This is a genomic window from Acinetobacter sp. WCHAc060025, assembly GCF_004209355.1.
GTDB classification, from domain to species: Bacteria; Pseudomonadota; Gammaproteobacteria; order Pseudomonadales; family Moraxellaceae; genus Acinetobacter; species Acinetobacter wuhouensis.
On record NZ_SGSX01000024.1, the window covers coordinates 1 to 12,970 of the forward strand.

10 protein-coding genes are annotated in these 12,970 nt (G+C 35.4%); 5 read left to right on the forward strand and 5 right to left on the reverse strand.

From position 1 onward, the window contains the following. Window positions 1–116: 116 nt before the first annotated feature. Entirely contained in the window at window positions 117–1,016 is a 900-nt protein-coding gene (locus EXE09_RS16520; RefSeq protein WP_130117975.1) for a LysR substrate-binding domain-containing protein, read from the reverse strand. 97 nt (window positions 1,017–1,113) lie between these two features. Here EXE09_RS16520 and EXE09_RS16525 point away from each other — a divergent pair, with 97 nt between their 5' ends. Together EXE09_RS16525 and EXE09_RS16530 are read left to right on the forward strand one after the other, a co-directional pair. Then, window positions 1,114–1,554 (forward strand): CidA/LrgA family protein, encoded by a 441-nt coding sequence (locus EXE09_RS16525; protein WP_130117976.1) that lies wholly within the window; start codon window positions 1,114–1,116, stop codon window positions 1,552–1,554. Next, window positions 1,554–2,249, forward strand: a complete 696-nt coding sequence (locus tag EXE09_RS16530; RefSeq protein ID WP_130117977.1) for an LrgB family protein — start codon at window positions 1,554–1,556, stop codon at window positions 2,247–2,249. The genes EXE09_RS16525 and EXE09_RS16530 overlap by 1 nt, the downstream gene beginning before the upstream one ends. Window positions 2,250–2,316: 67 nt before the next feature. On the opposite strand, the gene EXE09_RS16535 is transcribed toward EXE09_RS16530, so the two are convergent. The 4 genes from EXE09_RS16535 to EXE09_RS16550 form a co-directional block, all read right to left on the reverse strand. Beyond that, complete coding sequence (locus EXE09_RS16535; protein ID WP_130117978.1) at window positions 2,317–3,465, reverse strand: MFS transporter; 1,149 nt, start codon at window positions 3,463–3,465, stop codon at window positions 2,317–2,319. A gap of 101 nt (window positions 3,466–3,566) precedes the next feature. Next, complete coding sequence (locus tag EXE09_RS16540; RefSeq protein WP_130117979.1) at window positions 3,567–5,543, reverse strand: ATP-binding protein; 1,977 nt, start codon at window positions 5,541–5,543, stop codon at window positions 3,567–3,569. Window positions 5,544–5,692: 149 nt separating this feature from the next. Further along, window positions 5,693–6,472 (reverse strand): alpha/beta fold hydrolase, encoded by a 780-nt coding sequence (locus EXE09_RS16545; RefSeq protein ID WP_130117980.1) that lies wholly within the window; start codon window positions 6,470–6,472, stop codon window positions 5,693–5,695. Between the two features lie 302 nt (window positions 6,473–6,774). Beyond that, the gene (locus EXE09_RS16550) at window positions 6,775–7,773 is read right to left on the reverse strand and encodes a DUF6607 family protein (protein ID WP_130117981.1); all 999 of its coding nucleotides are present in this window, start codon (window positions 7,771–7,773) and stop codon (window positions 6,775–6,777) included. A 267-nt stretch (window positions 7,774–8,040) separates the two neighbouring features. Here EXE09_RS16550 and EXE09_RS16555 point away from each other — a divergent pair, with 267 nt between their 5' ends. From EXE09_RS16555 to EXE09_RS16565, 3 genes are all read left to right on the forward strand, one after another. Next, the gene (locus EXE09_RS16555) at window positions 8,041–9,969 is read left to right on the forward strand and encodes a TonB-dependent receptor plug domain-containing protein (protein ID WP_130117982.1); all 1,929 of its coding nucleotides are present in this window, start codon (window positions 8,041–8,043) and stop codon (window positions 9,967–9,969) included. 84 nt (window positions 9,970–10,053) lie between these two features. Then, complete coding sequence (locus tag EXE09_RS16560) at window positions 10,054–11,283, forward strand: HmuY family protein (RefSeq protein WP_130117983.1); 1,230 nt, start codon at window positions 10,054–10,056, stop codon at window positions 11,281–11,283. A gap of 223 nt (window positions 11,284–11,506) precedes the next feature. After that, window positions 11,507–12,712 (forward strand): aromatic amino acid transaminase, encoded by a 1,206-nt coding sequence (locus EXE09_RS16565; RefSeq protein WP_130117984.1) that lies wholly within the window; start codon window positions 11,507–11,509, stop codon window positions 12,710–12,712. Window positions 12,713–12,970: the final 258 nt, after the last annotated feature.

Consider the following 12,970-nt stretch of genomic DNA (forward strand, 5'->3'; position numbering starts at 1 on the left):
AAATACAATTAAGTAATTGTATTATATGTTCATTAAAACAATATATTTTAATTAATCAATCATTATGATTAGTAATATTAAGATATAAAATCTATCAATAATGATTTATTGAAAATTCAAAAATGAATCTTATCTAAATTATTTTCAACGATATTTAACCAAGCTTTGGTGGCTGGACTCATTGCAACTGAATTATTCCAAGCCATGCTTAACGTCCAATGTAAATCTGGCTTTACCAATACTGTTGAGGCAAATTTGGATTGATCAAGTTGTTCACAATAAATCTGTGGCAATATCGCTACCCCCATATTTAACTCAACCATTTTAACAATAAAATCCCATTGACCACTCTTGCACACAACTTTAGGTTCAAATCCAATTGCATTGGCAGCTTGCGTAATCATTCGATTTAGAGCAAATGTATCCGAATACAATAAGAAACTTTCCTCTTTTAATTCCTCCAATCTGACGATGGTTGTTGCACTCCAGTGTGATCGAATTTTAGACAATAGACACATGGGTGAATCTATGATTGGAATGGCTGAAAAATTTGGACGTAAATTTCCCAATAAAATCCCGACATCAATACTTTGATCTGCGATCGCTTCCTCAATTCCATTTGCACCAACTTCTAAAAATTTTAGTTGAATATCGGGATAGTTTTGATGAAATAACGCAATCAAAGGACTGAGTAATACAGAGCCTAATGGCGGTAAGCCAATAATTAATTGACCTTTTTTTAAATTTTTAACTTGATCTAAGCTCTCTAAAAGTTGTTTTTGTTCGGTTAGCATTTTTAAAGCATGTTGATAAATGAGTTCTCCCTCATAAGTCAGTGCGACTTCCCTTTTTCGTCCGGCTTCACCTTTTTTAAATAACGCCGTGCTTAAATCTTCTTCTAAGTTTTTGATTGTTTTACTGATCGTGGGTTGTGTCATGAACAAGTGTTCCGCAGCCAAAGTGAAGCTTCTACAATTCACAATTTCCACAAAGACTTTTAGTGCTTTAATATCCATAAACATTCCAAAAAAGCATAATTTAAGATTTATTATTCATAATTTAGCATGAGAATTATCATTAAAATATCCCATCTCCTGAAAAAATCAGTCATTCATGTCTACATCCGTACACAGATTCCAATTGAAATCTATTTTTATCAACTGTCTACAAGTTATATTTTTAATCCTAATTTGGTGGATCGGTTCAATCATTCAAACCCGTTTTAATTTACCTGTTTCAGCAGCTGTGATTGGATTATTTATGGTATTGATTGGGCTAATGACAGGTCTATTAAAACTTGGTTGGATTAAATCTGGATCTGACTTTATTCTTGGTGAATTGGTTTTATTCTTCATTCCTTGTTTTATTGGTTTGATGAAATATAAAACTTTATTTATGACTGAAGGTTGGCAACTAATTGTCGTTGTTGTACTTGGCACAGTTTGTGTGATGGTGTTTACAGCATATAGCGTGCATTTGGGTTTTAAAATTGAGCATAAATTACAACAGCATCAGTCAAATAAAACGATGCATGTCATGCATGGAGATAAATAATGTCTATTATTTCAATCCTTTGTTTTATGGGTACATTGATTGCGTATGTTTTAGTTAAACAACTGTACCGTAAATATCCTTATCTTGTTTTATCTCCAGCTATTTTTGTACCGACAATTTTAATTATTATTTTACTGTGCACACATGTATCTTATGATACTTATATGCTTGATAGTCAATGGATTATCTGGATGTTAGGTCCTGCAACTGTGGCTTTTGCGATTCCGATTTATGAATATCGTGCCATTATTAAAGAACATCTAATTTCAATCAGCATGGGGGTTGTGATTGGTATGCTTGCAGGTATGATCAGTGCTTTTTATTTGGCGAAATTATTTCATTTCGACCAAACTACGACTTATAGTTTAATGGCTCGTTCCATTTCCACACCATTTGCAATGGAACTCAGTACACATATTGGCGGTTCTGTCGAATTGGTGATTTTATTCACTATGATTACAGGTGTGACTGGGATGCTAATCGGAGATTTGGTTTTAGGTGGTTTAAAACTTAAGTCACGTTTTGCGCAAGGTGCTTCTTTGGGCAATGCAGCGCATGGTTTTGGAACCAGTAAAGCATATATGCGTGATAAAGAAGAAGGTGTAATTGCAAGTTTAACAATGGTTTTGGCAGGTATTTTTATGGTTTTAGTTGGACCATTGATTGTCCATTTGATTGTGAAAATTTTAGGTTAATCATTCATTTTCTGTTAAATAAAAACTTTCTCAGCGCATGAGAAGGTTTTTTATATTTTGAATACTTTTATCTAGCAGCTGTTTGAATGGTTTTGGGTAGGAAATTCACCAACAATAAACCGATTAGTGCAGATAAACCTGCAATGATGAAAATATGTTCCCAATGTTGTCCTGCTAAAATACTACCTGAAGCTACACCAAGTCCCCACATGGTGCTATACAGTGCTTGCCCTCTGCCCTGTTGTTTTGCATTGAAGTTTTGTAGGATGATGCGCATGGCAATAATATGAAATAAGCCAAAACTAAATGCATGAAATGTTTGGGAAATGAATTGTATGGCAAAGCTTTCATGAAAATAGCCCGCCAATAGAAAGCGAATACAGGTCATTACCAGACAAAGTGCCACTAAATTACGCCAAGAAAAACGACTTAAAAAGAAATTGGCATAGTTAAACATGATAATTTCTGCAATCACACCAACTGACCATAAAAAGCCAATTTCAGTTGTGCTAAAACCACCTAATTTTAAATAGTTACTATAAAAGCTATAAAATGGTGCTTGTGCAAAAAGCATAATAAATTCAATTGCAAAGAATGCTGCAACCACTGGTTTTTTTAATATGGGCAATAAAGGCTCTAATATTTTTTGCGAACTTGGTGCTGTGCTAGGTTCTTTGATGGTAAATGACCAAATAAATGCAGTAAATGCGATACATAGCAACATGATCGGTAAATAGTGAATATCGACGACATCCAATAATGCGCCAATACTAAATACCCCGACAATGAATCCGATCGAACCCCATTTTCGTATTTTTCCATAAGATTCAGTATGTTTGTCGCCCAACCAAAATAATGTGACGCCTTCAAATTGTGCAAGGATGGCATTTTGGAAGAAACTAAAAATCAGCATGAGTAATGCAATGGATTGCATATTGTTGGGAATAATAAAGATCAGGAACCAAATTGTCGCTTCCATCCATGTGGCGATCCGAACCTGTAGCATTCGTTTGCCTGTTTTATCTGCGATAAAGCCCCAGATAAATGGTGCAAAAATCCGTGTCAGGATGGCTATAGATGAAAGTAATCCAATTTCTTTGTAGTTAAAGCCTTGATCTTGTAGGTATAAGCTCCAATACGGCAAAAACGTCCCAACGATTGAATAGTACCAGAAGTAGAATCCACCAAGTTTAGTTTGGATTGTAATAGGTCGCATAGAGTTGCATTAGCTTGTATTTTCAACATGTTAACATATTCAAAGGTTGTATGTATTTGTACTGAATTTTCTACATACAACCATTTTTTCGTAAAACTATTCTAAATTTTAGGAATAAATTTCTCATGTGCTTCTTTTAAATACTTTTGAGAATTTTCTTGCGTTACTTCATATTGAAGATGTCTATTTATAAATTGAAGCTTTGCTCTTGCATTAGCAATAACTTCTGCCCAACTTTTAACTAAAACAGTGATATTTAATTCACCATCTTGAAATACCACACTCTTTGGCATATTTCTTTGATTTGCTTTTCGAGTAGCATAAGCATCTAATTCATTTGAAATTGCCAAGAATGTCCATTTAGCTTTTACATTAAGAAATCTTTCATCTTCAGCTACGGCTATTGCATATTTTTCAATTTGGCTTAAAACATCAGAATCAATTTTTTTTGACGGTCGCTTTAATTCAACAACCAAATAATCAAATTCGCCGTCACGGGGTTGATCAACTTTATTTAACATAAGATCAATACGCCCAGTTCGACCATCTGGTAACATTACAGGATCTGTAACATTAACTTCATCTGCCCGATTCCCTAATTTAGAAATGTGCTTCTCTAATACCTTTTCAAGTCTTTCTTCTGAGAGAGATAGAGCAAATTGCTCATCAAAAATCCAAGCCTCTTTTTCTAAGATTTTATGTAATTGATCACGCTCAGTAAAAATCTTTTTTCTTTCTCCGAAAAGTAGATCATCTAATCCATCTAAAAAATTTAATCTATTAGCTACTATAGATGCAGATGAAATAATCGAAGAAAGTTCAGTATTTTCCAATAGTTCAGCCAGTTTATCTTGATCATCTTTCTTTAAATCTAATACTTCAGTAATAATTTTTTGAACAGATTCTGGGTTTTCAGAAATAGCTTGAGCGATTAGTTTAAACATAAATTTCTTAGAAGTTTTTTCAGTTTTTTCAAAATTAGGTAAGAATGTTTGTACATTAGCAGCAAGAATATCAAACACTTCTTGTTCTGCTTTTTCTACAGAGGTAAAAGTAGTTTTGTCTTGATAGGGATAAATATTCTCGTCTTTCCACTCTTGAACAATACCAGTATATTTTTCTGCCATCCTCCTTCTGAAATGCTCTTGAATTGTAGATACGGCTAAATCAATAATTTTACCTACTGTAGGTTCAAGTTCTCTTAATGCGAGAGCTCCAGCATTTTCTAATTCCTGAAAATATTCACTTTTCAAATATGCAGTAAAGTTAAAACCTTTCGCCTTTATTCTATGTTTTGGTTCATATTCTTCTAATGAAATTCCCTTTGCAGAACATAAGTTGATGACGCGCTCTGTTTCTATATTCCATTCAATAATTGTTAATTTAACTGGGTGATCTGTAATACTATTGCAATCTTCAGTTAAATCATAATCTTTTGTAAAAGATTGAACACTTTTGGGATCAATTTTAATACCGTTAAAATTTAGCTTTAGATATGGAAACTCTGTGAGAAAAACTGCAAAACTCTTTGTTAGGTCGCTTCTTGTTTTTTCTTTTAATAGTTCATCAGCTTTCTTGTACAGGTTAGAAATAATAACTTTAGTGCCTTTTTGAGCTGCGCTATTAGTTTCTAATTCACTCGTTTTAAATTCTTCAATTTTGTTATGGTTACCTATAATCGAATAAGTACTATAAGAATTCTGATCTACAAATGTAGTATGCCACTCAACATCAGCACCTAAACAAAAAGCTTTAAATCTCCCTTTTCCGTTTTGTCCATGTAATGGGTGATGATAAGTTTCCTTTTTAATTTTTTTCCACGAATCACCAATTTCTCCAAAGTATGCTTTAGCATCTTTAAATGGTATTCCATCCCCATAATCTTCAACGACAATCGTTTCCAATCCACCTAAAATTTTAGAATTAAGAGTAACTGACACTGTTTTAGATGAAGCATCAAAACCATTCCAAATCAGTTCACTTAAAGCTTTCGTTGCGGATGCTTCTGTTAAAGTCTTAATATGTCCAGCTGTAGCAACTATTTTTAAAGGCTTAAAATTTTTAATTTTATTATTCATAACCCATTACCTAAATATCAGCACTAACACAAACAAAACGATGGCTCATATTGCACTATTATTAATTCAGACGTCAATTATTAAAGTTAATAATAACAAATATATAAAGACCATAATGAAACTTTAAAACAGCCGTTTATGAAACTAGCTTAATTTTCTATAAAACCCTCAATCAACCCATTCACTTCCGCTGGCTTCTCCGCATGTAACCAATGCCCTACACCCTCAACGGTTTCAATTTTAGCATTGCTAAACTGTGTATTAACCGCTTCAAAATGCTCAGGCTTGGAAAGATAAGGCGAATTTCCACCTTTAATAAATAAAGTCGGTACAGCATTTACAGTTTGAACATTCCAACTCAAAATATCAGCATAATGGTGATAAAGTGCCTTCACATTAAACAACCACTGCCCTTGATTCCACGATTTCAACAAGAACTGAATCACCATTTCTTCATTTAAAAACTGACGCATGATTTCAGTCGCTTCTTTACGAGATTCAACTTGTGCTTCTTCAACAGCAAATAAAGCCTTAAAGATTTGATCATGGTGATTTTCTTGATAAGCAAAAGGCGTCATATCTAAAACGATTAATTTTTCTAAGCGATTTGAAGCTGTGTGTTGCATTAAATCAGCCAATTTCATGGCGATTTTTCCACCCATCGAGTGACCAATCACAATGAAATTTTGAATATTTAAATGATCAATGGTTTCTAAAACATCATTCGCCATTAAATTATAATTCATCTCATCAGAATGACCTGAATGCCCATGATTACGCACATCTATCTGTAAAATATCGAATTTACCTTGAAAAGCACGTGCAATAATGCCCAAATTACTCAAACTACCAAACAAGCCATGAATCAAAACCAAAGTCTGGGTTTCAACTGAAGATTCAATACGATCAAATTGATAATTGAGGAGCATGAACAAATCATCCATTGGGAAATTTAAACTTTATTCAATGATGACAAGAAGTTGCTAGATGAACAATGCTTTTATGTGTATAAAATGATGAATTATTTTTTGTATAAGATGAAACTATAACCTAAAGTTGATCAATTAAACAAAATTGGCGAAGAAGTACCTAAAATCTCCCCTCTTGCGAAGCTATGCTTCTCATCTTTAATAAAGAGGGGAACTAATCCAAACTAAAAATATTTTAGTAATGAAAAATCCCCTCCTTTGGAAAAGGTGAGGAACATTTTCCGCAAGGGGGAGGATTTAAATTATTTCAACTGACCCACAGTCAACTCTTGATTGAGAAGTTTTTTAATCTTTTCATCCATTTGCTGTTTAGTTGCTTTTTTATCTGCAAACTCTTTGGCTTGATTCATAAACTGAATGTAATGCGCTTTTTTATCATCATCTTTTTGACGCGTGAATTTTAGACCTAAAACTTCATTTTGTTGGAACGCTTTATCCCAAGCTGCGCGAACTTCTGCCCAGTATGCTTTATTCTTTTCCCAATAGTCATAGGCAGGTTTAAAGTCAGTTTTAGTGACACGCTCGTATTGGTTTAAGCCGAGTTCACGTGCTAAAGGCTTTTGAGTCTTCGTATCAAACTTAATGTTATTTTGCTCATGTACCCAACCATCAGCTGTAATCGCTTGGCGGTTGATGCCTGAAATAATGTCATAATCATCACGTGTAGTCAGTTCACGACGCGGTAAAGGACGATAAGTTTCAGCAGAAGTCCAAGCCTCGATACCATGATCACTTGTCCAATTGCCTAAAGCAGCATAACGTGGAGAATCATCCACTTGCCATACGGTTTGTAGCCATTTACCTTTACTTTGCTCTTTAGTCAGTTGAACTTTTTTCCACTGATAATTCCCCACATAGCTCCACATGCTCGTAGGTTCATATTCCCAGTCTTGACGCCAATGTTTAACGACATGCTCACCCGCTAAAAGCAAATGTTGTAGAGATACTTTATTCGGCGTGTCTTCAATCACAAAAACAGTTTCAAAACCTTTAGAAATGTCTGGTGGCAAAATGTCATAGCCATTTTTTACCGAATAAATTTCCTCAAAATGGAATGTTACTTGGTACTCACCCACCATTTTAAAAATCGCTTGGTGCGCTTGAGCTTGACTTAAATTCTGAATGAAATCTTGCTGTTGTGTAGCAAGCTGAGTCGTAATTACTGTTTTTTCTTGAGCATGCACACTCGTCCCCCCGAGTACGATTAACGTCAGTAAAGCAGGTATAAAACGTAAATTCATAAAAACAAATCCATATTGTAATAAAACACGTATTTATTTCAGTTGCACTGTTCTTTTGTGGAGAACAAGTTGCTTTTTTGAAATAAAAATCGAGGGTATTGTAAATAATAAAGATAATGATTACTATTTATAAATGATAATTATTTTCATTGATGAAATTTTAACGTGAATATCTGCTCCCTCTACCCGCTACATTTCAAACGTAATCTTTTGCTTCTTAGCCTCTTTGCAAATGGATGCATCATCCATCAATCAGCTTTTGCTGAGATGGCAACAGAAGAATCAGTAAAATTAAATACCATCGTCGTCACAGCCACACGTTCAGAAAAGAAATTGGTCGATAGCCCAATTCGCACAGAGATTGTGGATGAACAAGAACTGATTCGTACCAATGCCATTACCCTAAAGGATGCTTTAGAAAATATTCCAGGAATTTTATTACGTGAAATTCATGGAAAATCAGGTTATGAAATTTCTCTGCAAGGCTTAACCAGTGATCAAGTTTTGGTACTGATTGATGGGCTTCCTTTGGCAGCAAGTACCAGTTCTACTGTTGATTTAGATCAATATTTAGTGTCAGGTATAGATCACATTGAAGTGGTCAAAGGCGCAGCTTCAGCACAATACGGTTCTTCTGCAATGGGTGGTGTAATCAACATCATCACCAAAAAAGTCAGTGATGGTTTTTCAGCTTCTGGGCAAGTGGATATTGGTTCTTATGGCAAGCAAAACGCCAATGGAAAATCCGTATCCATTAATAATCATCATGAAAAAGTCCAACTCGAAGCAAAACAAGGCAGTTTTCAAGGACGCTTGATTGCAGACCAACTTAAAAGTGACGGTTTTGCAGTAAATCCTGACAATTATCCCTTACAGGGCGATATTCAAAAACGCCAACAATATGCTTTATATGGTGCGTGGCAACCTTCAGATCAGTTCTCGATATGGGCAGATTTCAATGATTATCAAGAAAAAGATCATCAACGGAGTTTAGTGTTTATTTCCCCATCCAATCGTGAACAAGCCAAAGTTGAAGATATTGAACGTCAACGTTTCAGTGCTGGTGGTCAATATAAAACTGCCAATCAAATTGCTTTCGATGTCAAAGCAGTACATGAAACCTATGACACCACATCGACGCAAACCACCGATGGCTATTTATCCGCTTTACGAAACTCAAATCAAGAAAATAACCATTTTAGTTCACAAGTTTCATTACCGACATGGCTTAAACAAAACTGGCAATTGGGCTATGACTGGCACGAAGAACAATTAGAACAAAGCAATAATGGCAAATTTGAAATGCAAGGTGGCAAAGTTTCACGCGATCGCCATGAATTTTATCTCCAAAATGATGCTGCATTGACGGACAAAATAGATGCAGTCTTCGGTTGGCGTTTCCAAGATGACCAAGACTTTGGTGATCATAATGCTTTTAAATTCAGTACCAAATATCGTTTTTATCAAGAGAATGATCTATTTGCAGATTTAAGATTGAGTTATGGTCAGGGCTATCGTGTACCAAACTTAAAAGAACGCTTTTATTCATTTGATCATAGTCATTTAGGTTATATCGTCATTGGTAATCCAAATTTAAAACCTGAATCTTCAGATAGTTATCAATTGGGTTTAAGTCTAGTTAAAAATGAGCTTTGGAACGCTGATTTCAATCTATTTTGGAATGATGTCAAAGATCTAATCCAGACTGATTATGACAATGCCGTGGTGTCGAATGGCATCACGCAATATTCATATAGCAATGTCGCAAAAGCTGAAACTAAAGGTTTTGAAACATCTGCGCAATGGAATATCACGCCCTACTTTTCTGTGAATGGTTCTTATACCTATACAGAAGCAAGCGATAAAACTACAGGTTTAGATTTGACACGCCGTCCTAAGCACATTGCACGTTTAGGCAGTAATTATTCCGTCAATGATCAATTGGATGTGACCCTGCGTGCGCGTTATCAAAGCCAAGAATATGGTGACAGCGCCAACCAACATTCATCACCAAATTGGTTCACCTTAGATAGTCAACTGGACTACAAAATTTCCCCTTATGTCAGTGCCTTTGTCGGTATGGACAATATTTTTAATGAACAACGTGATTTCTCTGCTTTATTCGATTATCGCCCGATTTCAGGACGATATAGCTATATGGGCTTACGTTTTAATTGGAATAAAAAAGCTTCATAACCCTTTATTTACGATCAATTTAGCGATCAATCTAAATCATCAATTCAGTCATCGACTTAATCAACAAAAGGATTATTCACACTCATGTTAAATACGAATTTAACTCGACTTTTTGCCGTTTCAACGTTGGGACTTTTGCTGACTGCTTGCGGTGGAGGCGGTGGCGATAGTAGCACTGGCGGTTCAACGACGACTCCACCTGTAACCAATACAGATTTATTCACCATCAAAAACAAGGAATGGGTTATTCAGCCTGCTTCAAATAGTTCATATTGCTATGATATTGATACCCAAGCTCAAATTACTTGTGAAGGTACAGATTGGGATCTTAAATTTGCAATGGGTACACGTACACCGATGCTATTTACCAACAGTGGTGTGAGTGGTTCAGGACTAGGCGGTGCTTTATATTCACCGTTTGATGGACAATGGGATACCCTTTCAAAAGAATTAGACGCAACACAAAAAGGAAGTTTACCAAGTGCGGCTTGGTTGGTAGATAGCTATAGTAATGCTTTCATGGATACCACAAATGGTGGTTTCAATAGTTTCTTTGAATATGATTTATTTGGTGATCATCGTATGTCACCAAACTTTAAGACTTATTTACTCACTACGGATAAGAGTAAAACCGATACGATTGGCACAGCGGACAAACCCGTTTTTGCCATGCAAATTGTTGATTATTATAAAGGGACAGCTTCTGGGAATATCACTTTACGCTATTTAAATACACTGGATAATAATGTTAAAACCTTAGCTGTTGATGCAACTCAAGGTTGGACTTATGTCAATTTAATCACTGGACAAGTCAGCAACAATAGCACTGGTACATGGCAAATTGCTTTTAATCGCTACAATGTACAATTGAATAGCGATATTGGTGCTGCTGTCGCATCGCAACCTGCTGGTTTTTATGATGTAAATGGCAAAGTGATCTTAGAAAAATTTAAAGATACCAATACAGTAACAGCAACATTAACTGATTTACAAAATGCAGTTTCAGCAAAAGGGTTTAAATGGGGTTCAAATACTGTAACTTCGGTATTAAATCCGAGTTTCCAAGGTACTTATCCAAGTAAATTGAGTTATGGATGGTATTACTATTATCCAACACTGGCATCAGCTCAAGCAGATGGATTACAAGCTCAACATGTATTAGGTGCGAATCCAAATGGAGCAAGTATGATTCGTAGTAATAAAGGCAATAGCTATGCACGCATGCATTTAAAATCCATTGCCTATGCAGATCCAACCAATAATGCTAGTGCAACCACATGGACCTTTGAATTTGATATTCAACCTACAAAATAAGTGCATTGAAATAAGTTAAATTTACCTGTTAAAACGGAGTTCCCGCTCCGTTTTATCGTTTCTCCCTTATAGTTTTAAGCGCTAAGTTCACGACTCAAAGGCTTTATATAAGCTAAAGTTGAATGAATTATTCAAATTATTCTTCAATCTGCTGTTGAGTGAACCTTTAAAATACATATATGATCAAGGCTCAATAACTTCGTTTGATTTAGGACTTTGAACCATGTTTCAACATGTAGATCCTTATGCAGGTGATCCAATCCTGTCCCTGATGGAAGCTTATGGTAAGGATGAACGAACCAATAAAGTAAATTTAAGTATTGGTCTTTATTATAATGAGGATACGATCGTTCCTCAGTTAAACTCAGTCCGTGCTGCTTTAAAAAATATCGAACCTACAAATGATAAAGTAAAACTTTATTTACCTATGGATGGTTCAAAGTCTTATAACGAAGCGACCCAAAAGTTAGTTTTAGGTGAAAATAGCCAAGCGCGTAAAGATGGTCGTGCAGTCACGATTCAAACTTTAGGTGGTTCTGGTGCGCTGAAAGTTGGTGCTGATTTTCTTAAAAAATATTTCCCTGAATCAGATGTTTGGGTAAGCCAACCGACTTGGGAAAACCACATTGCAATTTTTAATGGTGCAGGTGTGAACTCGCATTTTTACCGTTATTTCGATGCAGCGACCAATGGTGTTGATATTGAAGGCATGCTTGCGGATTTAAATACAATTCCAGCAAAAGGTATTGTGTTGCTACACCCCTGTTGTCACAACCCAACAGGTGCAGATTTAACGCCTGCTGAATGGGATCGTGTGATTGAGGTATTAAAAGCACGTGATTTGATTCCTTTCTTGGATATTGCTTATCAAGGTTTTGGTCAAGGTTTAGAAGAAGATGCGTATGCAATTCGTGCTTTAGACCAATCAGGCATGAACTTTATTGTCAGCAATTCATTCTCTAAAATCTTCTCGCTTTATGGTGAGCGTGTCGGTGGTTTGTCATTCATTTGTGATGATAAAGAAACTGCGCAAAAAGTTTTAGGTCAATTAAAAGCAACTGTGCGCCGTATCTACTCTAGCCCACCTACCACAGGTGCTTTAGTTGTTGATAATGTCTTGAATGATGCAGATTTGACTGAACAGTGGCATGCTGAATTAAAAGAAATGCGTGAGCGTATTATTCAGATGCGTGAGTTGTTTAAAGCTAAATTATCAGCTGCTTTACCTGAGCGTAATTTTGACTATTTAACAGCACAACAAGGCATGTTCAGTTATACTGGTTTAACTGCTGAACAAGTGGATATTTTGAAAGATAAATATGCAATTTACTTAGTGCGTAGTGGTCGTATGTGTGCTGCTGGCTTAAATCTTAAAAATATTGATTATGTGGCTGATTCTGTTGCAGAAGTGATTAAAGCGACATCTTAATCATTGATCAATAAATTTCAAAAGACCCAAGTTCACTTTGATATTGATAGTTAAGCAAAATTTTGGGGGAAATTCCTAAAATCTCCCCTAACCCCTCTTTGAAAAAGAGGGGAACTTCTTGTAACTAAATATTTTTTAGTAATGAAAAGCTCCCTCCTTTAAAAAAAAGGTGAGGAACATGTTCCGCAGGGGGAGGATTTAAAATAACATTAAAAGTCCGCTTGGTTTTTTTTATTCATAAAACCAAAAGTCATCTTG